The organism is Bradyrhizobium sp. MI1.3 (genome assembly GCF_055811695.1).
Genome location: NZ_JBVVPQ010000036.1, coordinates 56,249 through 77,980 on the forward strand (window position 1 = coordinate 56,249; position 21,732 = coordinate 77,980).

Sequence of the window (21,732 nt, forward strand, 5' to 3'; positions counted from 1 at the left end):
CCAAGTCCGTGCGAAGAAGAGCGACAGAACATGACCAATCTCGCCTCCACCGGCTTTCTCAGCATCGATGGCGCCAGCCTCGAATACAAATGGCTGGCGCCGCAATCCGCCGATTCACCCACCATCGTCATGCTGCACGAAGGCCTCGGCTCCGTCGGCCTATGGGGTGACTTCCCGGAAAAGCTCCAGCAGGCCACCTCCGCCGGCATCTTCGTCTATTCGCGTGCAGGCTATGGCCAATCGAGCCCGGTGACGTTGCCGCGGCCGCTTGACTACATGCAGCGCGAGGCGCTGGACGTGCTGCCGAAGATCCTCGATGCGATTGCCTTCAAGCGCGGCCTGCTGCTCGGCCATTCCGACGGCGCCTCGATCGCGACCATCTACGCCGGCGCGCATCAGGATCATCGCCTGAGCGGCCTGGTGCTGATCGCGCCGCATTTTATCGTCGAGGACATCTCGGTGAAATCCATCGCCGCGATCAAGACCGCCTTTGAGACCACCGATCTCAAGTCAAAGCTCGCGCGCTGGCACAAGGAGGTCGACAACGCCTTCTATGGCTGGAACGCCGCCTGGCTCGATCCGAAATTCCGCGACTGGGATATCTCGGAATATCTCGCCTATATCCGCGTTCCGGTGCTGGTCCTTCAAGGCGTGGACGACCAATACGGGACGTTGCGTCAGGCTGAGATCGCGCAGCAAGAATGCTATTGCCCGGTCGATTTGAAAGTCATTTCAGGCGCGGCGCATTCTCCGCATCGCGAAGCTCCGGCAGCGACGCTTGATGCGATTGAGCAATTTGCAGAAGCGGCCTTACGAGATGACATGCAACAAAATGCATGTGGGAGCCGTTAAGGACTAGACGCGCGCAATAATATGCATTATTGTGCATCTAACGGTAAAACCAAAACGAACTCAAGGGTGGCCCATGGCCGGGGAAGATCGACGCCTCTCAGGCGGCGCGACATTCATCGATTTCCAGACCGAGCCGTCCCGCTACCGGCACTGGAAGCTCGCGGTCGACGGTGACGTCGCCACGTTGACCATGGACGTCGACGAGAACGGCGGCCTGTTCGAGGGCTATCTGCTCAAGCTCAATTCCTACGATCTCGGCGTCGACATCGAGCTTGCCGACGCGGTTCAGCGCCTGCGCTTCGAGCACCCCGAGGTGAAGGTCGTGGTGATGCGCTCGGCCAAGAACAGGGTGTTCTGCGCCGGCGCCAACATCCGCATGCTCGCGGGCTCGACGCATGCCCACAAGGTCAATTTCTGCAAGTTCACCAACGAGACCCGCAATGGCATGGAAGACTCGTCGGAGAATTCCGGCCAGCGCTTCATCACCGTCGTGAACGGCTCGGCCGCCGGCGGCGGCTATGAGCTCGCGCTCGCCACCGACTACATCATGCTCGCCGATGACGGCGCGTCCGCCGTCGCCTTGCCCGAAGTGCCGCTGCTCGCGGTGCTGCCGGGCACCGGCGGCCTCACCCGTGTGGTCGACAAGCGCAAGGTGCGCCGCGATCACGCTGATTTCTTCTGCACCATCGAAGAAGGCGTGAAGGGCAAGCGCGCCGTGCAATGGCGCCTGGTCGACGAGATCGCGCCGAACAGCAAGCTCGAAGGCAAGGTTGCCGAGCGCGCCAGGGAATTCGCCGACAGCTCGAAGCGCAAGGGCAGCGGCAAGGGCATCGCGCTGACGCCGCTCAAGCGCATCATCGACGAGACCAGCATCCGCTACGGCTTTGTCACGGTCGATATCGACCGCGCGGCGCGGATCGCCACGATCTCGATCAAGGCGCCTGAAGTCGCGCCGCCCGCCGACATCGACGGCATGATGGCGCAGGGTGTCGCGTTCTGGCCGCTTCAGGTCGCGCGCGAACTCGACGACGCCATCCTGCATCTGCGCATCAACGAGCTCGAGATCGCGATGCTCGTGTTCAAAAGCCATGGCGACCGCGCCCAAGTGCTCGCCTGCGACGCCTTCCTCGAAGCCAACAAGGCGCACTGGCTGGTCAACGAAATCAGGCACTACTGGAAGCGTGTCTTGAAGCGCATCGACGTCACCTCGCGGACGCTGGTGACGCTGGTCGAGCCCGGCTCCTGCTTTGCCGGCACGCTCGCCGAGCTCGTCTTCGCCGCCGACCGCTCCTACATGCTGATCGGCACGCGCCAGGGCGACAACCGCCCGCCGCCGTCGATCGAACTGTCAGCGATGAATTTTGGCCCGTATCCGATGAGCCATGGCCTGACGCGGCTTCAGTCGCGCTTCCAGGCCGATCCGGCCGATGTGGAACGCGCGGAAGCCACGATGGGCACGGCGCTGGACGCCGAGCAGGCCGAAGAGCTCGGCCTCGTCACCTTCGCGCTCGACGACATCGACTGGGATGATGAAGTTCGCGTGTTCCTGGAAGAGCGCGCCAGCTTCTCGCCCGACAGCCTCACCGGCATGGAAGCGAGCCTTCGCTTCGTCGGCCCCGAGACGATGGAATCGAAAATCTTCTCGCGCCTCACCGCGTGGCAGAACTGGATCTTCCAGCGCCCGAACGCGGTCGGCGAGGAAGGCGCGCTGCGCCGCTACGGCAGCGGCCAGAAGCCGAAATTCGATATGACGCGGGTGTAACGATTCTCGTGTCCCGGGCGCGCTGCGGCACCAAAAGCGCAACGCGCGTCTTCAACGCGCTATGGTGACGCTGCGCAGAACCGGGACCCATGTGGACCGAACAATGGGTCCCGGCTCTGCAGCGCACCGCTTCGCGCTGCGCAGCGTCCGGGACAGAAGACAGACCAAGGAGCACGGCCATGAGCATGAACATCATGAACGTCGACTACTCGACCAAGATTCCGAACAACGTCAATCTGGCCGAAGACCGCCAGGTGCTCAAGGCGCTGGAAGGCTGGCATCCCGGCTACATGGACTGGTGGAAAGACATGGGGCCGGAAGGCTTCCAGGAATCGCTGGTGTACTTGCGCACCGCCTATTCGGTCGATCCGCGCGGCTGGGCCAAGTTCGATTACGTGCGGATGCCCGAGTATCGCTGGGGCATTCTCCTTGCTCCCCAGGAAGAGAACCGGGTCGTGCCGTTCGGCGAGCATTTTGGCGAGCCGGCATGGCAGGAAGTCCCGGGTGAATATCGCGCCATGCTGCGCCGTCTGATCGTGATCCAGGGCGACACCGAGCCGGCCTCCGTCGAGCAGCAGCGCCACCTCGGCAAGACCGCGCCCTCGCTGTACGACATGCGCAATCTGTTCCAGGTCAATGTCGAGGAAGGCCGTCACCTCTGGGCGATGGTGTACCTGCTGCAGAAGTACTTCGGGCGCGACGGACGTGAAGAGGCTGACGATTTGTTGCGCCGCCGCTCGGGTGACGCTGACTCGCCGCGCATGCTGGGCGCCTTCAACGAGGCGACCCCGGACTGGCTGTCCTTCTTCATGTTCACCTATTTCACCGACCGCGACGGCAAGATGCAGCTGCATTCGCTGGCGCAGTCCGGCTTCGATCCCTTGTCACGCACCTGCCGCTTCATGCTGACGGAAGAAGCGCACCACATGTTCGTCGGCGAGACCGGCATCACCCGCGTCGTGCAGCGCACCTGCGATGCGATGCGCGAAGCCGGCATCACCGATCCCACCGACATCGCGAAGGTCCGCGCGCTCGGCGTGATCGACCTGCCGACCATCCAGAAGAAGCTGAACCTGCACTATACGTTGTCGCTTGATCTCTTCGGCTCGGAAGTCTCGACCAACGCGGCCAACGCCTTCAACACCGGCATCAAGGGCCGCTATCACGAGACCCAGATCGACGACGATCATCAGCTCAAGAACGCCACCTATCCGGTGCTGAAGTTCATCGACGGCGAGATCAAGCTGGTGGACGAGCCGGCGCTCACCGCGCTCAACATGCGCCTGCGCGACGACTACAGCCAGGATTGCGTCAAGGGCATGCTGCGCTGGAACAAGGTGATCTCGACCGCGGGCTACCAGTTTCAGCTCAAGCTGCCCAACGTCGCCTTCCATCGCCATATCGGCGAGTTCAAGGGCATCCACGCGACGCCGGATGGTCTGTTGATCGACGACGCCACCTGGGCGAAGCGCAAGGACGAATGGCTGCCATCGACCGCCGACGGCGACTTCATCACCTCGCTGATGCAGCCCGTCACCGAGACCGGCCAGTTCGCCTCCTGGATCTCGCCGCCGAAAGTCGGCATCGACAACAAGCCCGGCGATTTCGAGTATGTGAGGATCGAGTCGTAAGTGTCTTCTTCACCTCTCCCCGCTTGCGGGGAGAGGTGGGGGGGGGGGGGGGGGGGAAAAAAAAAAAAGGGGGGCGGGGGGGGGGGGGGGGGGGGGGGGGGGGGGGGGGGGGGGCGCCCCCCCACAGGTGCGGCGACAATCTCACGCGCGGAGAGAGCCCCTCACCCCAACCCTCTCCCCGTAAGAACGGGGCGAGGGAGCGCACTGTCCGCGCGGCGGGCTCGAGCCCCTACCCCGCGATCTCCAGCCCCGCGTTCGCGTACACCACGCCGCCATCCACCGCGATGGTGTTGCCGACCACGTAGTCACCCGCGCGCGAGGCGAGATAGATCGCCACGCCGGCCATGTCCTCGTCGGTTCCGATCCGCCGCGCCGGAATGCGCTTGGCGACATCCTCCGAATGGTCGCGCGCAGCCCGGTTCATGTCGGACTTGAACGCGCCGGGCGCGATCGCGGTGACATTGATGTTGTCCTTGATCAGTTTCGTCGCCATGCGCCGCGTCAAATGGATCACCGCGGCCTTGCTCGCGGCATAGGAGTAGGTCTCGCCGGGATTGACGAAGATGCCGTCAACCGAGGCGATGTTGATGACCTTGGCGGGCCGCTCATGCGAAGCCGCCGCGCGCAGCGGCTTGGCCAGCGCCTTGGTCAGGAAGAACAGCGACTTGACGTTGAGGTCCATCACCTTGTCCCAGCCGCTTTCGGGGAATTCGTCGAACTCCGCGCCCCAGGCAGCCCCTGCATTGTTGACGAGGATGTCGAGCTTCGGCTCCAGCTTGATGATTTCGCCAGCGAGCCTGTCGCAGCCGTCGACGGTCGAGATGTCGATCGGCAGCGCGATGCACTCACCGTCATATCGGCCTGACAGCTCGTTCGCGGTGGCTTCGCAAGGCCCGGCCTTGCGCGCGGTGATATAGACCTTCGCGGCCCCTGCGCTGAGAAATCCCGCCGCGATCATCTTGCCGATGCCGCGCGAACCGCCGGTCACCAGTGCGACGCGGCCTTTGAGCGAGAACAGATCGTTGAACATGGTGCCTCCCTTTGTTTGCGCCGGTTGTGGGCGGGGTGGGGAGGGGAGTCAAGGAAGGCGCCGCATCGTCGTCCTGGCGAAAGCCAGGACCCATTACCCCAGGATAGAGTTGTTTGAATGAGCTGTGGCCCGAGCGCGTCGCAAAATGGACAGCGGTGTCAATGGGTCCTGGCTTTCGCCAGGACGACGGCTGAATTCGGGACGACAGCGGAGATTCGAAACTACGCCGCCGCGATCCTGCGGAAGCCGTTCCACATCGCGGTCGCAGCGCCCGAGGTCAGCACCGGCAGAATCCGCGTGTCCTGGTAATTGCCGTTGAGCGAGACCCGTGGCAGCGCGGTCATGTGGCCGGCGTTTTCGGCGAACAGCATGCCGGGCCGCGTCGTCACCGCGGTCTTGAAGCCGGCGGATGCAGCGAGCACGAATTCACGCTCGCCCGCCGCCTCGCGATCGCCATAGGGATAGGCCAGATGTTGAACGTTGCGGCCCAGCGCCTGCTCGATTCGCGCGCGGCTCACGGCCATCTCCTGCGTGGCGATCGCTTCGCTTTGCTTGGCGAGATTGCAATGGCTGACGGAATGCGCGCCGATCGTGACCAGGGGATCGGCGGCAAATGTCTTCACCTCCTCCCAGGACAGGCAGAGGCTGCGGCACAGCGCGGCCATGTCGACGCCGTATTTCGTGCAGAGCGCCTCGATCTCGCGCTTGAGATCGTGCTCGCCGGGCAGCGCGCGCAACCAGTCGTGCAGGCGGTCGAACGCCGCCTGCTTGGCGGCTGGCGTCGTCGCATCGAGCCGCAGCGCGGCATTGCCGATCGTCACCTCGATCTGCTCGGTCTTGGCGATGACGGCCTCCAGCGCCTCCCACCACAGCCGGCCCGTGCCCTCCGCGAAATCGCTGGCGACATAGACCGCCAGAGGCGCGTCAAATTCGCGCAGAACCGGCAGCGCAAAATCGAGATTGTCGCGATAGCCATCGTCGAGCGTGAAGGCGGCGAAGCGGCGGTCGAACCGGCGCCGCACCAGCCGCTCATGCAGCTCGTCCATGCTGACGATGTCGATCTCGCGCGAGCGCAGATGACGCAGGGTCGCGCGCAGGAATTCGGGGGTGACTTCGAGATGCCTGTTCGGCTGGAACGCCGCCGCGCGGGCCGGCCGCACGTGATGCAGCATGAAAATGGCGCCGACGCCCGACAAAAGCGGCCGCAACAGGTGGTGGGCGCCGCTGAAATAGAGTGCTTCCAGCCCGGCGCGGATGACGTTGTTACGGAGTTGTTTCATGACCCGCTGGCGGACTTTGGCATTCCGCCTTCAACTTACGGAAGAACCCTTGAAGAAAAAGTTATTCCAATTGTCCACGCCCGGCCTTCGGAAGGGCGTCATTTCCGGTTTGACAGCCCGCCAAGGGTTTGTTTTGTCTCCGGTTCCAGAGTTCGGGTCGTCGAATGCAGAAGCTTTTCAGGTGGGCCAGCAAATGGTGGCCGGGGCTCATCCCCCTGGCCGTCATGTGGGGATTTGCGGCCTGGAATAACACTTTGCCGGTCGAGGCGGACCTTTCCGCCCGCAGCTCGGCGGCTCTGAAGGACACCGTTCTGGACAAGACCCGGATCGCGGTGGACGGCCGCGACGTCAGCCTGGCTGCGGACGCGTTTTCCGAGGAGGGTCGCCGCGACGCTGTTGTGGCGGTCGAGACCGTGCCCGGCGTGCGCCTGGTCGACGACCGGACCCGCCTTGTGCCCGAGGCAAAGCCCTTCGTCTGGAACGCCGAACGCGACGTGGTGCGGGTTACGCTGTCAGGCTCCGCGCCCCTGCCGTCGATGAAGGGCCGCCTGACCGAGGCGGCCCGCAAGGAAGTCGGCGGTACCGAGGTGGCCGATCAGATGGGTTTGGCACGCGGCGCACCGCCGCGGTTCGAGGCGGCTGCGATGCTGCTGCTCGACCAGATCGGCAAGCTCAAGGATGGCAAGATCACGATCACGGACACCAAAGTCACTCTGTCGGGGATGGCGCGCGATCTCGGCGGCCGCGAAGCAGTCGCAGCGGCGCTCAAAAACCTGCCCGAGGGCTTTTCGATCGCCGCCAACGACGTCAAGGCGCCGCCTTACGTCTTCCAGGCCTACAAGGATCCGGTGGCCGCGACGGTGACGCTGACCGGCTATGTTCCCGACAACAATGTCCACGCGGCCATCGCCACCAGCGCGTCGCGGAAATTCTTCAACGAAAAAATCGTCGACAATCTCAAGGCCAGCGTCGGCGCGCCCGGCTCCTTCAGCCCCGCCGTGGTCGCGGCGCTCGGCGCGCTGTCGCGACTGTCGACCGGCACGCTCGTCGTGTCCGACCGCGAGGTGAAGCTGTCGGGCGATGCGCTCTATGAAGGTGCCGCCAACGACATCCGCGCAAGCCTCGGCAAGGATTTTCCGAAAAACTGGCAGTACAAGCCGGAAATCACGGTGAAACCCGCGGCCGGGCCGGTCGACGGCACCGTGTGCCAGCAATTGTTCTCCGAGCTTTTGGCCAAGGCCAAGATTCGCTTCGGGGCGAAGCGCGCCGAGATCGATCCGGATTCCGCCGGCATTCTCGATCATCTGATCGAGACGGCATTGCGCTGTCCCACCACCAATATCGAGGTCGCCGGGCATACCGATGCCGACGGCGAGGATTCCTTCAACCAGGCACTCTCGGAGAAGCGCGCGCAGGCGGTGATCGACTATCTGGTCAAGGCCGGCCTGCCTGCCAGCCGCTTCACCGCGGTCGGCTACGGCAGCACGCAGCCGGTCGCCGGTAATGACAGCGAAGACGCCAAGGCGCAGAACCGCCGCATCGAATTTCTGGTGAGGTGACGATGCCCTATCTCGTCTCGTTCCATCTGGGCTGGCTGATCGGCTCGCTGCTACTCGGCTTCTGCATGGGCTGGATCTCGGTGGTCCAACGCGGCAACGGCACCTCGAAAGTGACCGCGCGCTGGCTCGCCGTGTTTGTTGCCGGCCTGGTCGCGGCCTCGTTCGCGCATGTGGTCCCCGGCCGCTTCGGCTACTGGCTCGACCTCGGCCTGATCATGTTCGCCTGCTATCTCGTCGGCGGCGCCATTGGCGCCTGGCTGCGCGATCGGGTGGTCGCGCGCAGCATGCCGCCGGCCTGAGCGGCTGAGCTGAGAGGCAAACGCGCGCCCGCTATCGCGCTCATCACCTGCTCCGCCATCAGATTTCAAGGGCGAGGATGTGGCGCTTGACATCAATACGTACGTACGTATTATAACGCCATGCCAAAGCCCTCACTCAAAGACGCCATTCTCGACGCCGGCCTGAAGGTCATGTTTCGGACCGGCTATCACGGCACCAGCGTGCGCGACGTCACCACTGCTGCGGGCGCGCCGCAGGGGTCCTTCACCAATCATTTCCGCTCAAAGGAAGCATTCGCCTCCGAGGTGCTCGACCGCTACTTCGAGATCACAAGGGCGCTGGTCGCCGAGGCGCTCGACGACACCTCGCTGACCCCGCGGGCGCGGCTGAAGCGCTACCTGGACATCATCACTGGCCGGCTCGAAGCGGACGGCTACGGCCGCGGCTGCCTGATTGGCGATCTCAGTCTGGAGGCGACCGGCAGCAGCGAGATGCTGCGCGGGCGCCTCGCGGCCATCTTTGCTGAATGGCGCATGCCGTTCGCCGCCTGCATCAGGGATGCCCAAACCAGCGGCGAGATTGCCTCCGATTTCGAGCCTGAGGAGCTCGCCGACTTCCTGCTCGCGTCCTGGCAGGGCGCGATCCTGCGCATGAAGGTCGACCGCAATCCCAAAGCGCTCGAACGTTTCAAGACCATCGCATTCCAAACCGTGTTCAAGGAGCTGACATGACCAAGCAGATCGAGATCAAGATTCGCAAAGCGTCCGTCCTCGGAAGCAGCATGGCCTATCGTGAGGCAGGCGCGCAGAACGCGCCGGTCGCGCTCTTCCTGCACGGCAATCCGACTTCCTCGTACATCTGGCGCAACATCATGCCCTTGGTGTCACCGGTCGCGCATTGCCTCGCGCCCGACAACATCGGCTTCGGTCAGTCCGATAAGCCCGACATCGACTACCGCTTCTTCGATCACGTCCGCTATGTCGATGCCTTCATCGAACAGCGCGGCCTTACGTCGGCCTATCTGGTCGCGCAGGATTGGGGCACGGCGCTCGCATTTCATCTTGCGGAGCGCCGCCCGGATTTTGTGCGCGGCCTCGCTTTCATGGAGTTCATCCGTCCGATGCCGACCTGGCAGGACTTCCACGACACCGAGGTTGCCGAAGAGCAGGAGCATGCCGAGGCGGCGCGGGCGGCCTTCCGTAAATTCAGGACGCCGGGCGAGGGCGAGGCGATGATCCTCGAGGCGAATGCCTTCGTCGAGCGCGTGCTGCCGGGCGGCATCGTGCGCAAGCTCAGCGAGGACGAGATGGCGCCCTATCGCACGCCGTTCCCGACACCGGAGAGCCGCCGGCCCGTTCTTGCGCTTCCGCGCGAACTGCCGATCGGAGGCGAGCCTGCTGACGTCTATGAGGCGCTCCAGTCCGCGCATGCAGCGCTGGCCGCGTCGTCCTATCCAAAGCTCCTGTTCACCGGCGAGCCCGGAGCTCTGGTCGCACCGGAATTCGCCGAACGGTTTGCAGCCTCCCTGAAGCACTGCGCGCTGGTTCGTCTCGGCGCCGGCCTGCATTTCCTCCAGGAGGATCACCCCGAGGCGATCGGGCGCTCCGTGGCCGGCTGGATCGCGGGCATCGAGGCGGTGCGCCCGCAGCTTGCGGCCTGAGCAGAACGCTACCTCCGAACGACATGCTCATCGCGGCCGCTGGCCGGCGGCCGCGATGACGTCTGTGATGTCGCAGTGCAACCGGATGATCGAGCGCGAGCCGTCGGCCACGTAATCGTGCGCGCCGCAGCGGCCGCGCGCGGAGCGACCCTCTTTCAACAGCGGAATCCCGCCCATAGATTGATTTCGACTTAAGCCGTGACGGAACATTGTACGGCCGAAATCATCAAAACTTCATGGCGTCTGCGCAGGATTGCCATGGAGATTCGCGTCAGGCTTGCCGCCGAAAGCGCCAAACCGTGCATCAGGAGCCCGCAACCTGCCTAAAACCTTGAAGCCACGACTTTTTGTTCGAATTGTCGAATTCCACTCCGCCCCAAAACGCGCTAGTGGAGGGGCAGGGGGCATGCGCGATGCCGGAGCCGCTGACGAGGATTCGTCGAGTGCCCGTGCGTCGTCCGCCTGTTCGCTGGCCACCCCGGCCGCTGAAGCGTTGTTCGAGGTCTAGATGCTGGAAGCCATACGCAGGGCGATGACGTTTCTGCGCCAGAAGCAAATCCTGCATAAGCTTGGAGTTGTGATCAGCGTCGCTGTCATCGGCATCGCTTGCTATGTGCTCTACCACATGCTGCGCGGCATCGATGTCAACGAAGTCCTCGAAGCGATCAAGAGCACCGAGCCGAGCCAGATTGCGCTGGCGGCTTTGTTCGTCGCCGCGGGCTATTTCACGCTGACCTTCTACGACCTGTTCGCCGTGCGCGCGATCGGCCACGCCCACGTCCCCTATCGCATCAACGCGCTCGCCGCCTTCACCAGCTATTCGATCGGCCACAATGTCGGCGCCAGCGTCTTCACCGGCGGCGCGGTGCGCTACCGCATCTATTCCGCCTACGGCCTGAACGCGATCGACGTCGCAAAGATCTGCTTCCTCGCCGGCCTGACCTTCTGGCTCGGCAATGCCGCGGTGCTGGGCCTCGGCATCTCCTATCATCCGGAGGCCGCGGCCTCGATCGACATGCTTCCGCCCTGGCTGAACCGGATGCTGGCGATGATGATCATCGTCGGGCTGGTCGCCTACGTGGTCTGGGTCTGGACCCAGCCCCGGATGGTCGGCCGCGGGCCCTGGACCGTGATGCTGCCGGGCGGCCCGCTGACGCTGCTCCAGATCGCGATCGGCATCATCGATCTCGGCTTCTGCGCGCTGGCGATGTACGTGCTGGTCCCGGACGAGCCCAATCTCGGCTTCGTGGTGGTCGCGGTGATCTTCGTCTCGGCCACGCTGCTCGGCTTTGCCAGCCATTCGCCCGGAGGCCTTGGCGTGTTCGACGCGGCCATGCTGGTCGGACTCTGGCAGATGGACCGCGAGGAGCTGCTGGGCGGGATGCTGCTGTTCCGCGTCCTCTATTATCTGTCCCCTTTCGTCATATCTGTAATCTTGCTGACGTTTCGCGAAGTTATCATCGGCGCACGATCGAAGCGCCTGCAGCAGGCGGCGCTCAAGCTCGACCCCGGGCCCGCGCCTAAAGCCGCTTACGTGAGAAAGCGCAGCGACAGCGGCGCCTGACCGGCGCAACGTCCTTTGGAGAAGCCCGCCCCGATGGCGATCGACGCCCCATCTTCTCCCTCCTCCCAGCCCTGGTCCGACCGGCTGCGGCACTCGACCGTCATCCTGATCGCCGCGGCGCTGGCGCTGTCGGTGGTGGTCTCGCTGGGCGAATTGTCGGCACTGCATGCGATTGCGGTGTTCTTCTGCGTCGCGGCCGCAGCGCTGATCCCGTGGCGCCTGCACGATACTGCCGCCTCGCGCGAAGAGACCCGCCGCGTCAACCCGGTCGAGAGCGCGGCGGTCGCCGCGGTGGTTGCCGGCATGCCCGATCCCGCGGTGCTGCTCGACCGCGCCGGCCGCGTCATCCATCTCAACGCCGCAGCCGCCCAGCTCGCGCCGGCGCTGCGCCGAAATGAGCTCGCTCAGTTCGCGCTGCGCTCGCCCGAGATCATCACGGCGCTGCGCGAGTCGATCGCGACCACCGAGCCGCGGCGCGCGACCTATCTCGACCATGTCCCGGTCGATCGCTGGATGGAGCTGACCATCACGCCGGTGCCGGTGCCGACCACCTTCGGCGGCGCCGACAAATGCATGCTGATGACCTTTCACGACCAGACGCCGCTGCGTCGGGTCGAGGAGATGCGGGCCGATTTCGTCGCCAACGCCAGCCACGAGCTGCGCACGCCGCTGGCCGCACTGTCCGGCTTCATCGACACGCTTCAGGGGCAGGCCAAGGACGATCCCAAGGCGCGCGAGCGCTTCCTCGGCATCATGCACAACCAGGCCACCCGGATGGCGCGCCTGATCGACGATCTGCTGTCGCTGTCGCGGGTGGAGCTGTCGGCCCATGTGCGGCCCGACACCCTCGTCGACCTGCTGCCGATCATCTTGCAGGTCGCCGACGGGCTCGAGCCGCTGGCGCGGGAACGCCAGGTCGAGGTCGAGACCCAGCTCCCTGAGATCCCGGTACTGATCGCGGGGGACCGCGAGGAGCTGCTCCGCCTGTTCGAGAATTTGATCGAGAACGCGCTCAAATACGGCGCCGCGGGCGGTCGCGTCATCGTGTCGCTGATGCCAGGCGCCGCCCCTGATGGAACTCAGGAAATCCGGGTCCTGGTCCGGGATTTCGGCCCCGGCATCGCGCCGGAGCATCTGCCGCGGCTGACCGAACGGTTCTACCGGGTCGATGTCGGCGACAGCCGCTCGCAGGGCGGCACCGGCCTCGGATTATCGCTGGTGAAACATATTCTTAACCGCCATCGCGGCCGGCTTTTGATCGAAAGCGTGCCCAAACAGGGCGCCACTTTCACCGCCTGTTTCCCCCAGGGCAAGCCTGCGGCTCTGAGCTAAATTCCAGCGATTTCAGCTGCTTAACGCTGTCATCCGACTGTCACCAAACCTTCGTAAAAGCTCAGCTGTCCGCTCCTAAAGGGGCGGCACGGGGAGCGCGATCGGGCGCGGATGGCGCTTCGCTCCCCTGTATGGAGACCAGCATGAATTTCCTCAAAACACTCGTCGCTGCTGGCATCGTCGCCGCATCGACGACGGCGGCCTTTGCTGCCGATATCACCGGTGCCGGTGCGACGTTCCCGTTCCCGATCTATTCCAAATGGGCTGACGCCTATAAGAAGGAGACCGGCAACGGTCTGAACTACCAGTCGATCGGCTCCGGCGGCGGCATCAAGCAGATCCAGGCCAAGACCGTGACCTTCGGCGCCAGCGACGCGCCGCTCAAGGCCGAGCAGCTCGAGAAGGACGGCCTCGTCCAGTGGCCGATGGTGATGGGTGCCATCGTTCCCGTCGTCAACATCGAGGGCGTGAAGCCCGGCGAGATGGTGTTCGACGGCGAGACGCTGGCCAGCATCTATCTCGGCAAGATCACCAAATGGGATGACGCCGCGATCAAGAAGCTCAACCCGAACGTGAAGCTGCCCTCGGAGGCCATCACCGTGGTCCGCCGTTCGGACGGCTCTGGCACCACCTTCAACTTCACCAACTACCTCGCCAAGGCCAGCGCGGACTGGAAGAGCAAGGTCGGTGAGGGTACCGCGGTCGAGTGGCCGGTCGGCGTCGGCGCCAAGGGCAACGAAGGCGTGTCCGGCAACATCAGCCAGACCAAGAACTCGATCGGCTACGTCGAGTACGCCTATGCCAAGCAGAACAAGCTGACCTACACCGGTCTCGTCAACAAGGCCGGCAAGCCGGTGCAGCCCACCGTCGAAGCGTTCCAGGCGGCCGCCTCCAACGCCGACTGGGCCAAGGCTCCCGGCTACTACGTCATCCTGACCGACCAGCCCGGCGAGAAGTCCTGGCCGATCACGGCGGCGACCTTCATCCTGATGCACAAGGACGCCACCGACAAGGCGGCCTCGCAGGAAGCCATCAAGTTCTTCCGCTGGGCCTTCAAGAACGGCGGCAAGGCGGCTGAAGAGCTCGACTACATCCCGATGCCGGACCCGGTCGTTCAGCTGATCGAGAAGACCTGGGCTGCCGAAATCAAGAGCTAGCTTCGCGACGCTCGTGCCCCGGATGCGCTGCGCCGCATCCGGGGCACGGACCAACAAAAAAACGTATGCTATTTAGTACAGGGGATCGGCGTGGCAGAGATGGCCGTTCAGAGCGATGTAATCGACGACGCCGGACCGTATGATCGCGCCAAGGCCTTGAGCGCGTTCAAGCTCGGCGACGTTACCTTCTACTGGATCACGCGGCTCTCCGCGATCTCGGTGCTTCTGATCCTCGGCGGCATCATCATTTCGCTGATCGTCGGCGCCTTCCCGGCGATGAAGGAATTCGGGGTCTCGTTCCTGTGGACGCAGCGCTGGGCGCCGTCGGCCGATCCGCCGGTGCTCGGCGCGCTCGGGCCAATGTACGGCACGCTCGTCACCTCCTTCATCGCGATGCTGATCGCCATTCCCGTGGGTCTCGGCATTGCGATCTTCCTCACCGAGCTCTGCCCGCAACGGCTGCGCCGCCCGATCGGCATGGCGATCGAGCTGCTCGCCGGCATCCCCTCGATCATCTACGGCATGTGGGGCTTCTTCGTGTTGGGTCCGTTCCTCGCCAACACGTTCCAGCCCTTCATGATCAAGATCTTCGACGGCGTGCCCGTGCTGGGCGCGATCTTCGCAGGTCCCCCGTCCTATCTCAGCCTGTTCAATGCCGCGCTGATCCTCGCCATCATGGTGCTGCCCTTCATCACCTCGATCTCAGTCGACGTGTTCAAGACCGTGCCTCCGGTGCTGAAGGAAGCCGCCTACGGCGTCGGCTGCACCACCTGGGAAGTCGTCCGCAGCGTGGTGATCCCCTACACCCGCGTCGGCGTCATCGGTGGCGTCATGCTGGCGCTGGGCCGGGCGCTCGGCGAGACCATGGCGGTGACCTTCATCATCGGCAACTCGTTCCGGATCTCGTCCTCGATCTTCGCCCCCGGCACCACGATCTCGGCGGCGATCGCATCCGAGTTCGCCGAGAGCGACGGCCTGCACCAGTCCGGCCTGATCCTGCTCGGCCTCCTGCTGTTCGTGCTGACCTTCTTCGTGCTCGCAGCGGCGCGGCTGATGCTGATGCGGCTGGAAAAGAAGGCGGGGAACTAGCGCCATGAATCCGATCTATTCACGCCGCCGCCGCAAGGACATCGTCGTTCGCGGGCTCTGCATCGCCGCAACGGCCTTCGGCGTCACCTGGCTCGCGCTGATCCTGATCACGCTGCTCTACAATGGACTGGCGGGACTCAATGTCCAGCTGTTCACCGAGAACACGCCGCCTCCCGGATCGAACGAGGGCGGCCTGCTCAACGCCATCGTCGGCTCGCTGATCATGACCGTGATCGGCGTCGGCATTGGCGCGCCGCTCGGCATGTTCGCCGGCACCTATCTCGCCGAATACGGCCGCAATGACCGGCTGACCTCGGTGATCCGCTTCATCAACGACATCCTGCTCTCGGCGCCCTCGATCATCATCGGCCTGTTCATCTACGGCGCGGTGGTGGTGCCGATGCGCGGCTTCTCGGCGATCGCAGGCTCGCTCGCGCTCGCGGTCATCGTGATCCCGGTGGTGCTGCGCACGACCGAGGACATGCTGCTGCTGGTGCCGAACGCGCTGCGCGAGGCGGCCTCGGCGCTCGGCCTGCCGCGTTCGCTGGTGATCAAGCGGATCGCTTATCGCGCCGCGCGCTCCGGCCTCATCACCGGCGTGCTGCTCGCAACCGCTCGCGTCGCCGGTGAAACTGCGCCGCTGCTGTTCACCGCGCTGTCGAACCAGTTCTTCAGCCTCGGCCTGAATAAGACGATGGCGAACCTGCCTGTCACCATCAACAACTTCGTGCAGAGCCCCTATGCCTATTGGAAGCAATTGGCCTGGAGCGGGGCGCTGCTCATCACCCTGACCGTTCTTGCCCTTAATATTGGCGCGCGCATCCTTGGCGCCGAGAGGACCGCAAAATGAGTGATCTTTCCGTATCGATGAGCGCGGCCGGTGGGCTGCCCCACGCGCCGGTGCTGCCGGAGGCGCCCCCGAAGGTGACCGTGCGCAACCTGAACTTCTATTACGGCGAGCACCACGCGCTGAAGAACATCAACCTGACGCTGGGCGCCAATCGCGTCACGGCGTTCATCGGTCCGTCGGGCTGCGGCAAGTCGACCCTGCTGCGCATCTTCAACCGGATGTACGACCTCTATCCCGGCCAGCGCGCCACTGGTCAGCTGATGCTCGACCAGACCAACATCCTCGACGGCAAGCTGGACCTCAATTTGCTGCGCGCCCGCGTCGGCATGGTGTTCCAGAAGCCGACGCCGTTCCCGATGACGATCTACGAGAACATCGCGTTCGGCATCCGCCTGTATGAGAAGATCTCGAAGTCCGAAATGGACGGCCGCGTCGAGAAGGCGCTGCGCGGCGGCGCGCTGTGGAACGAGGTCAAGGACAAGCTCAACGCCTCCGGCCTGTCGCTCTCCGGCGGCCAGCAGCAGCGCCTCTGCATCGCCCGCACCGTCGCGGTGCGGCCCGAGGTGATCCTGTTCGACGAACCCTGTTCGGCGCTCGACCCGATCTCGACCGCCAAGGTCGAGGAGCTGATCCAGGAGCTGTCCGAGGATTACACGATCGCGATCGTCACCCACAACATGCAGCAGGCGGCGCGCGTCTCCGACAAGACCGCCTTCATGTATCTCGGCGAGCTGATCGAGTTCGACGACACCAGCAAGATCTTCACGTCGCCGACCGACCGGCGCACGCAGGATTACATCACCGGCCGGTTCGGCTGAGGAGACGCGACATGGCTTCCGAACATACCGCAAAGGCTTTCGACACCGACCTCCAGGAACTCACCCGCCTGGTCGCCGAGATGGGCGGCATCGCCGAGCGCATGATCGTCGAGTCCGTCGACGCGCTGATCCGCCGCGACGTCCCGCTCGGCCAGCGCGTCGTCGCCATCGACACCGAGCTCGACGCGCTGCAGAAGCGCATCGAGGAGCGTGCGGTGCTCACCATCGCCCGCCGCCAGCCGATGGCGGTCGATCTGCGCGAGATCGTCGGCGCCATGCGCGTCGCGACCGATCTCGAGCGCATCGGCGACCTCGCCAAGAACATGGGCAAGCGCGTCGCGGCGCTGGAGACGGACTTCCATCCGCTCAAGCTGTTCCGCGGCCTCGAGCACATGACCGACCTCGTGCAGCAGCAGGTCAAGTCGGTGCTGGACGCCTATGCCGCGCATGATTTGCCGGCGGCGATGGCGGTGTGGAAGGGCGACGAGGAAGTCGACGCCATCTGCACCTCGCTGTTCCGCGAGCTCCTCACCTACATGATGGAGGATCCGCGCAACATCTCGTTCTGTATTCACCTGATGTTCTGCGCCAAGAACATCGAGCGGATCGGCGACCACGCCACCAACATCGCCGAGACCGTGTTCTACATGATCGAGGGCCAGGCGATCACCGACAAGCGGCCGAAGGGCGACATGACGACCTTCGCCAACACGGTACCGAACACCTGAAGACTTAAGGGAGCGACGACGCGATGGGCGCACGCATTATGGTGGTTGAGGACGAGGAAGCCCTGACCGAGCTTCTCCGCTACAACCTCGAAGGCGACGGCTATGACGTCGAGACGGTGATGCGCGGCGACGACGCCGACACCCGCCTCAAGGAGCACATCCCCGATCTGATCGTGCTCGACTGGATGCTGCCGGGCCTGTCAGGCATCGAATTGTGCCGGCGGCTTCGCACCCGTCCCGAGACCAAGCAGCTCCCGATCATCATGCTCACCGCGCGCGGTGAGGAGAGCGAGCGGGTGCGGGGTCTTGCGACCGGCGCCGACGATTACATCGTCAAGCCGTTCTCGGTGCCGGAGCTGCTGGCACGCGTGAAGGGCCTGCTGCGGCGTGCAAGCCCGGAGCGGCTCGCCACCGTGCTTGCTTTTGGCGACATCGAGCTCGACCGTGACAAGCGCCGCGTGGCGCGATCGGGCCGGCCGATCGATCTCGGTCCGACCGAATATCGCCTGCTGGAGTTCTTCCTGGAGCATCCGGGCCGGGTGTTCTCGCGCGAGCAACTGCTCGACAGCGTCTGGGGCCGCGACATCTATATCGACGAGCGTACCGTCGACGTGCATATCGGCCGCCTGCGCAAGCTGCTCAATCTCGGCCGCGAGCAAGACCCGATCCGCACCGTCCGCGGCGCCGGCTACGCGCTGGATGATCGGTTTGCGAAGGCGGAGCAGGTGTAGGGTTGCAGGCTTGTTTGTTGGCGAGCTGTCCCTGCATTCTCCGATGTCGTCCCGGACAAGCGAGCGCTGATCCGGGACCCATAACCACAGGGAGTGGTTTGGCGAAGACTCAGAGTTACCCCTTTCGCACGACTACTGCGTGCTCGGAGTATGGGTCCTGGCTTTCGCCAGGACGACACTGAAATTATTGAACTGTCTTTGCGCGACGACTTGCCCTGATTACCGCGGACCCGGCTTCACCGGTGCGCGGCGCCGATCCGACGCCGGCTGGTACGCAACACGCGAGTGCTGGGCGCAATAGGGCAGGCCGGACAGCGCCCGTCCACCGCAGAAGAAGAAGTCCGGGCTCGAGGGATCGCCGACCGGCCAGTGGCAGGTCGCCTCGTTCAATTCGAGCAGCGACAGCCGCTGGCTCATCGGCACCACGTTGTCGTAGGTGACCGGATCCGGCTCAGCCTCGACCTCGAAGGCCTGCGCCAGCGCGGTGTTGCCGCGCGAGATCGGGCGGCTCACCCGCATCATGTGCTGCGCGGGGCGCGCCTTGCGCGGCCGGGGCGCTGCCGATGATGGGCTCTTGGCGCGGCCCGAAAGACCGAGCCTGTGCACTTTGCCGATCACGGCATTGCGGGTCACATTGCCGAGCTCCGCCGCGATCTGGCTGGCCGAAAGTCCGGCCTCCCAGAGCTTTTTCAGCTGCTCGACGCGATCATCGGACCAGGTCAAAACCGTCATTGCACCCTTTCCCTCGCTGCGCGCCAGCCATCCTGGGGCCTCGCAGCGAATGCCTAAGCCTTCAAAAACCCGTGCCGCCAGAATCCCTTAAGGCTCGCCGGGCGCGTCTTGAACGCCCGAACGTTTACGCCGGTACATAAGGACTTAAAGATCAGAACCACTGCACGAGATGTCGTATCTGACAATCCAAACGCTACAATATGGCGTGACTCCCGCGCAAGAGTCCGCCGACTCGCTTCCACATGTTCCGTGGCTAAATCCCGCAAAATCGGCACCGCAAGACTACGGATTCAGCGTTTCGCGAGGCTTTCCGGGCGGCATTGACACCCGTTTCACCAGGCCTAAGATAGTCGCACGTGCCGCCCTCAAGAGGCGGCACGTTTCGTTTTCCGGGCCGGTCGATGGTGCGTTGCGTAATGCACGCTTACACCGTCCGCAACATTCAAGTGACCGTCATGACTAACAGCGCAGCGCCGCATTTGCTCCCCGTTTTCGCCAGGTCCGACCTCGGTTTCGAGCGTGGCGAAGGCTGCTGGCTGATCGCGACCAATGGCGAGCGCTATCTCGATTTCACCTCCGGGGTGGCGGTGAATGCGCTCGGCCATGCCCATCCGGCGCTGGTCGCGGCGTTGCAGGAACAGGCCACGAAGCTCTGGCACATGTCGAACCTGTTCCAGAGCCCGGACGGCGAAAAGCTTGCCGCGCGCCTGTGCAATGAAAGTTTCGCGGACTTCGTGTTCTTCTGCAATTCCGGCGCCGAAGCGCTGGAATGCGTGATCAAGGTCGTGCGCCGCTATCACGCCGCGAAGGGCCATCCAGACCGCTATCGCATGATCACCTTCGAAGGCGCCTTCCATGGCCGCACGCTGGCGACGCTGGCCGCGACGGGTTCGGCAAAATATCTCGAAGGTTTCGGCCCACCCATGGAGGGCTTCGACCAGGTTGCGCATGGCGATCTCGAGGCAGTGAAAAAGGCGATCGGTCCGCAGACCGCCGGCATCCTGATCGAGCCGATCCAGGGCGAGGGCGGTGTGCGTTCGGCAACGCCTGCCTTCCTGAGGGCGTTGCGCCAGCTCTGCGACGAGCGCGGCCTGTTGCTCGCCTTCGACGAGGTGCAGACCGGCATGGGCCGCACCGGCGATCTGTTCGCGTACCGCCGCCTTGGCGTCGAACCCGACGTGATGTCGCTGGCCAAGGCGCTCGGCGGCGGCTTCCCGATCGGCGCCTGCCTTGCGACCGCGGAAGCGGCGTCCGGCATGACGCCGGGCTCGCACGGCTCGACCTTCGGCGGCAATCCGCTCGCGATCGCGGCGGCGAATGCCGTGCTCGACGTCATGCTCAAGCCCGGCTTCTTCGACCACGTGCAGAGGATGTCGCTGCTGCTCAAGCAGAAGCTCGCCTCCGTGATCGACCGTCATGGCGATGTCGTCAGCGAAGTGCGCGGCGAGGGCCTCCTGATCGGCATCAAGGCCGTGGTGCCTTCCGGCGATCTCGTTGCCGCCTTGCGCGCCGAAAAGCTGCTCACCGTCGGCGCCGGTGACAATGTCGTGCGTTTCCTGCCGCCTTTGATCGTCACCGAGGCCGAGATCGAGGACAGCGTCGGGCGGCTCGAGCGCGCCTGCACGGCGTTGTCCGGCAACAAGCGGGCGGCAAGCTGATGAGCAAGTCGCCCGATAATACACCCAAGAAAACACCGAAGCACTTCCTCGATATCAACGAGCTGCCGCTGTCGGAGCTCAAGCGCATGCTGGCCGCGTCCTCCGCGATGAAGGCGAAGCAGAAGGCGCATCAGCCGGTCAGGCCGCTCGAAGGCAAGACGCTGGCGATGATCTTCGAGCGGCCCTCGACGCGGACGCGGGTGTCGTTCGATGTCGCCATGCGCCAGCTCGGCGGCGAGCCCATCATGCTCACAGGCGCCGAGATGCAGCTCGGTCGCGGCGAGACCATCGCCGACACCGCGCGGGTGCTGTCGCGCTATGTCGACGCCATCATGATCCGCATCCTCAATCACGATGCGCTGCTGGAGCTTGCGGCAAACGCCACCGTGCCCGTCATCAACGGCCTGACGCGGCGCTCGCATCCCTGCCAGGTGATGGCCGACCTCATGACCTACGAGGAACATCGCGGCCCGATCGAGGGCAAGACGGTGGCCTGGACCGGCGACGACAATAACGTGCTGGCGTCCTGGGCGCACGCCGCCGAGCGCTTCAAGTTCCAGCTCAATGTCGCGACGCCTCCGGAGCTCGCGCCGAAAAAAGCGATGCGCGACTTCATCAAGGCGACCGGCGCGCCGATCATGCTCGGCACGGATGCCGAAGCCGCCGTGAAGGGCGCCGATTGTGTCGTGACCGACACCTGGGTGTCGATGGGCGACAAGGAAGGCGAGCACCGCCACAACGTGCTCAAGCCCTATCAGGTCAATGCCCAGCTGATGTCGCTGGCCAAGCCCGATGCGCTGTTCATGCACTGCCTGCCCGCCCATCGCGGCGAGGAGGTCACCGACGAGGTGATCGACGGTCCGCAATCCGTCGTATTCGACGAGGCCGAAAACCGCCTGCACGCGCAGAAGGGCATTCTGGCCTGGTGCTTCGACGCGGTGAAGTAACGCGGGCCGGTGAAGTAGCTTTGGATCGTCGGGGGGGGGGGGGGGGCGGCCACACCGCGCGGTGGGGGGGGGG

21 protein-coding genes are annotated in these 21,732 nt (G+C 64.6%); 17 read left to right on the forward strand and 4 right to left on the reverse strand.

Going from position 1 to position 21,732, the window contains the following annotated elements:
* Nucleotides 1–30 precede the first annotated feature (30 nt).
* The 3 genes from AC0L3A_RS24675 to boxB all read left to right on the forward strand — a co-directional run bounded on the left by AC0L3A_RS24675 (nucleotide 31) and on the right by boxB (nucleotide 4,245).
* Complete coding sequence (locus AC0L3A_RS24675) at nucleotides 31–852, forward strand: alpha/beta fold hydrolase (protein WP_007597904.1); 822 nt, start codon at nucleotides 31–33, stop codon at nucleotides 850–852.
* A gap of 73 nt (nucleotides 853–925) precedes the next feature.
* Nucleotides 926–2,614 carry a 2,3-epoxybenzoyl-CoA dihydrolase gene (boxC, locus tag AC0L3A_RS24680; protein WP_354127019.1) on the forward strand — a complete coding sequence of 563 codons (1,689 nt, stop codon included), beginning with the start codon at nucleotides 926–928 and terminating at the stop codon, nucleotides 2,612–2,614.
* 179 nt (nucleotides 2,615–2,793) lie between these two features.
* Nucleotides 2,794–4,245 (forward strand): benzoyl-CoA 2,3-epoxidase subunit BoxB, encoded by a 1,452-nt coding sequence (gene boxB, locus AC0L3A_RS24685; protein ID WP_354127018.1) that lies wholly within the window; start codon nucleotides 2,794–2,796, stop codon nucleotides 4,243–4,245.
* Nucleotides 4,246–4,474: 229 nt separating this feature from the next.
* On the opposite strand, the gene AC0L3A_RS24690 is transcribed toward boxB, so the two are convergent.
* Both AC0L3A_RS24690 and AC0L3A_RS24695 read right to left on the reverse strand, forming a co-directional pair.
* Nucleotides 4,475–5,275, reverse strand: coding sequence for an SDR family oxidoreductase (locus AC0L3A_RS24690; protein WP_007597897.1), 801 nt, complete (start codon nucleotides 5,273–5,275; stop codon nucleotides 4,475–4,477).
* Nucleotides 5,276–5,496: 221 nt separating this feature from the next.
* Nucleotides 5,497–6,555, reverse strand: coding sequence for a polysaccharide deacetylase family protein (locus AC0L3A_RS24695; protein WP_007597893.1), 1,059 nt, complete (start codon nucleotides 6,553–6,555; stop codon nucleotides 5,497–5,499).
* A gap of 164 nt (nucleotides 6,556–6,719) precedes the next feature.
* Between AC0L3A_RS24695 and AC0L3A_RS24700 the strand changes: the two genes are divergently transcribed.
* The 4 genes from AC0L3A_RS24700 (at nucleotide 6,720) to AC0L3A_RS24715 (ending at nucleotide 10,053) form a co-directional block, all read left to right on the forward strand.
* Nucleotides 6,720–8,114, forward strand: coding sequence for an OmpA family protein (locus AC0L3A_RS24700; RefSeq protein ID WP_354127016.1), 1,395 nt, complete (start codon nucleotides 6,720–6,722; stop codon nucleotides 8,112–8,114).
* Nucleotides 8,115–8,116: 2 nt separating this feature from the next.
* The gene (locus tag AC0L3A_RS24705) at nucleotides 8,117–8,413 is read left to right on the forward strand and encodes a hypothetical protein (RefSeq protein ID WP_007597890.1); all 297 of its coding nucleotides are present in this window, start codon (nucleotides 8,117–8,119) and stop codon (nucleotides 8,411–8,413) included.
* A gap of 120 nt (nucleotides 8,414–8,533) precedes the next feature.
* The gene (locus tag AC0L3A_RS24710) at nucleotides 8,534–9,124 is read left to right on the forward strand and encodes a TetR/AcrR family transcriptional regulator (protein ID WP_007597889.1); all 591 of its coding nucleotides are present in this window, start codon (nucleotides 8,534–8,536) and stop codon (nucleotides 9,122–9,124) included.
* Nucleotides 9,121–10,053, forward strand: a complete 933-nt coding sequence (locus tag AC0L3A_RS24715) for a haloalkane dehalogenase (protein ID WP_007597888.1) — start codon at nucleotides 9,121–9,123, stop codon at nucleotides 10,051–10,053. Before AC0L3A_RS24710 ends, AC0L3A_RS24715 begins: the two co-directional genes overlap by 4 nt.
* Before the next feature lie 27 nt (nucleotides 10,054–10,080).
* Here the strand turns inward: AC0L3A_RS24715 and AC0L3A_RS24720 are convergent, their stop codons facing one another.
* Nucleotides 10,081–10,212, reverse strand: a complete 132-nt coding sequence (locus AC0L3A_RS24720; protein ID WP_283843401.1) for a hypothetical protein — start codon at nucleotides 10,210–10,212, stop codon at nucleotides 10,081–10,083.
* 349 nt (nucleotides 10,213–10,561) lie between these two features.
* Here AC0L3A_RS24720 and AC0L3A_RS24725 point away from each other — a divergent pair, with 349 nt between their 5' ends.
* The 8 genes from AC0L3A_RS24725 to phoB all read left to right on the forward strand — a co-directional run bounded on the left by AC0L3A_RS24725 (nucleotide 10,562) and on the right by phoB (nucleotide 18,322).
* Nucleotides 10,562–11,617, forward strand: a complete 1,056-nt coding sequence (locus AC0L3A_RS24725; protein WP_007597887.1) for a putative bifunctional lysylphosphatidylglycerol flippase/synthetase — start codon at nucleotides 10,562–10,564, stop codon at nucleotides 11,615–11,617.
* Nucleotides 11,618–11,650: 33 nt separating this feature from the next.
* Nucleotides 11,651–12,949: an ATP-binding protein gene (locus tag AC0L3A_RS24730; RefSeq protein WP_354127015.1), complete on the forward strand. Its 1,299-nt coding sequence runs from the start codon at nucleotides 11,651–11,653 to the stop codon at nucleotides 12,947–12,949.
* Nucleotides 12,950–13,092: 143 nt separating this feature from the next.
* Entirely contained in the window at nucleotides 13,093–14,106 is a 1,014-nt protein-coding gene (gene pstS / locus AC0L3A_RS24735) for a phosphate ABC transporter substrate-binding protein PstS (RefSeq protein ID WP_007597882.1), read from the forward strand.
* A gap of 99 nt (nucleotides 14,107–14,205) precedes the next feature.
* Nucleotides 14,206–15,195 (forward strand): phosphate ABC transporter permease subunit PstC, encoded by a 990-nt coding sequence (gene pstC, locus AC0L3A_RS24740; RefSeq protein ID WP_473255369.1) that lies wholly within the window; start codon nucleotides 14,206–14,208, stop codon nucleotides 15,193–15,195.
* A 4-nt stretch (nucleotides 15,196–15,199) separates the two neighbouring features.
* The gene (pstA, locus tag AC0L3A_RS24745; protein WP_007597877.1) at nucleotides 15,200–16,045 is read left to right on the forward strand and encodes a phosphate ABC transporter permease PstA; all 846 of its coding nucleotides are present in this window, start codon (nucleotides 15,200–15,202) and stop codon (nucleotides 16,043–16,045) included.
* A complete protein-coding gene (gene pstB / locus AC0L3A_RS24750) occupies nucleotides 16,042–16,863 on the forward strand; it encodes a phosphate ABC transporter ATP-binding protein PstB (RefSeq protein ID WP_007597875.1) in 822 nt (273 codons plus the stop codon). Before pstA ends, pstB begins: the two co-directional genes overlap by 4 nt.
* An 11-nt stretch (nucleotides 16,864–16,874) precedes the next feature.
* Nucleotides 16,875–17,591 carry a phosphate signaling complex protein PhoU gene (gene phoU, locus AC0L3A_RS24755; protein WP_007597873.1) on the forward strand — a complete coding sequence of 239 codons (717 nt, stop codon included), beginning with the start codon at nucleotides 16,875–16,877 and terminating at the stop codon, nucleotides 17,589–17,591.
* 23 nt (nucleotides 17,592–17,614) lie between these two features.
* Nucleotides 17,615–18,322 (forward strand): phosphate regulon transcriptional regulator PhoB, encoded by a 708-nt coding sequence (gene phoB / locus AC0L3A_RS24760; protein WP_007597871.1) that lies wholly within the window; start codon nucleotides 17,615–17,617, stop codon nucleotides 18,320–18,322.
* Nucleotides 18,323–18,541: 219 nt separating this feature from the next.
* Here phoB and AC0L3A_RS24765 read toward each other — a convergent pair whose 3' ends face one another.
* A complete protein-coding gene (locus AC0L3A_RS24765; RefSeq protein ID WP_007597869.1) occupies nucleotides 18,542–19,054 on the reverse strand; it encodes a GcrA family cell cycle regulator in 513 nt (170 codons plus the stop codon).
* 455 nt (nucleotides 19,055–19,509) lie between these two features.
* Between AC0L3A_RS24765 and AC0L3A_RS24770 the strand changes: the two genes are divergently transcribed.
* Complete coding sequence (locus AC0L3A_RS24770; protein WP_035995336.1) at nucleotides 19,510–20,712, forward strand: aspartate aminotransferase family protein; 1,203 nt, start codon at nucleotides 19,510–19,512, stop codon at nucleotides 20,710–20,712.
* On the forward strand, nucleotides 20,712–21,659 hold the full coding sequence (gene argF, locus AC0L3A_RS24775) for an ornithine carbamoyltransferase (RefSeq protein ID WP_354127014.1): 948 nt from the start codon (nucleotides 20,712–20,714) through the stop codon (nucleotides 21,657–21,659). The genes AC0L3A_RS24770 and argF overlap by 1 nt, the downstream gene beginning before the upstream one ends.
* Nucleotides 21,660–21,732 lie beyond the last annotated feature (73 nt).

Excerpts from the sequence above, each read along its gene's own strand:
- AC0L3A_RS24675 (WP_007597904.1), top strand. The coding sequence starts at position 31 with ATGACCAATCTCGCCTCCACCGGCTTTCTCAGCATCGATGGCGCCAGC.
- boxC (WP_354127019.1), top strand. The coding sequence starts at position 926 with ATGGCCGGGGAAGATCGACGCCTCTCAGGCGGCGCGACATTCATCGAT.
- boxB (WP_354127018.1), top strand. The coding sequence starts at position 2,794 with ATGAGCATGAACATCATGAACGTCGACTACTCGACCAAGATTCCGAAC.
- AC0L3A_RS24690 (WP_007597897.1), bottom strand. The coding sequence starts at position 5,275 with ATGTTCAACGATCTGTTCTCGCTCAAAGGCCGCGTCGCACTGGTGACC.
- AC0L3A_RS24695 (WP_007597893.1), bottom strand. The coding sequence starts at position 6,555 with ATGAAACAACTCCGTAACAACGTCATCCGCGCCGGGCTGGAAGCACTC.
- AC0L3A_RS24700 (WP_354127016.1), top strand. The coding sequence starts at position 6,720 with ATGCAGAAGCTTTTCAGGTGGGCCAGCAAATGGTGGCCGGGGCTCATC.
- AC0L3A_RS24705 (WP_007597890.1), top strand. The coding sequence starts at position 8,117 with ATGCCCTATCTCGTCTCGTTCCATCTGGGCTGGCTGATCGGCTCGCTG.
- AC0L3A_RS24710 (WP_007597889.1), top strand. The coding sequence starts at position 8,534 with ATGCCAAAGCCCTCACTCAAAGACGCCATTCTCGACGCCGGCCTGAAG.
- AC0L3A_RS24715 (WP_007597888.1), top strand. The coding sequence starts at position 9,121 with ATGACCAAGCAGATCGAGATCAAGATTCGCAAAGCGTCCGTCCTCGGA.
- AC0L3A_RS24725 (WP_007597887.1), top strand. The coding sequence starts at position 10,562 with ATGCTGGAAGCCATACGCAGGGCGATGACGTTTCTGCGCCAGAAGCAA.
- AC0L3A_RS24730 (WP_354127015.1), top strand. The coding sequence starts at position 11,651 with ATGGCGATCGACGCCCCATCTTCTCCCTCCTCCCAGCCCTGGTCCGAC.
- pstS (WP_007597882.1), top strand. The coding sequence starts at position 13,093 with ATGAATTTCCTCAAAACACTCGTCGCTGCTGGCATCGTCGCCGCATCG.
- pstC (WP_473255369.1), top strand. The coding sequence starts at position 14,206 with ATGGCCGTTCAGAGCGATGTAATCGACGACGCCGGACCGTATGATCGC.
- pstA (WP_007597877.1), top strand. The coding sequence starts at position 15,200 with ATGAATCCGATCTATTCACGCCGCCGCCGCAAGGACATCGTCGTTCGC.
- pstB (WP_007597875.1), top strand. The coding sequence starts at position 16,042 with ATGAGTGATCTTTCCGTATCGATGAGCGCGGCCGGTGGGCTGCCCCAC.
- phoU (WP_007597873.1), top strand. The coding sequence starts at position 16,875 with ATGGCTTCCGAACATACCGCAAAGGCTTTCGACACCGACCTCCAGGAA.
- phoB (WP_007597871.1), top strand. The coding sequence starts at position 17,615 with ATGGGCGCACGCATTATGGTGGTTGAGGACGAGGAAGCCCTGACCGAG.
- AC0L3A_RS24765 (WP_007597869.1), bottom strand. The coding sequence starts at position 19,054 with ATGACGGTTTTGACCTGGTCCGATGATCGCGTCGAGCAGCTGAAAAAG.
- AC0L3A_RS24770 (WP_035995336.1), top strand. The coding sequence starts at position 19,510 with ATGACTAACAGCGCAGCGCCGCATTTGCTCCCCGTTTTCGCCAGGTCC.
- argF (WP_354127014.1), top strand. The coding sequence starts at position 20,712 with ATGAGCAAGTCGCCCGATAATACACCCAAGAAAACACCGAAGCACTTC.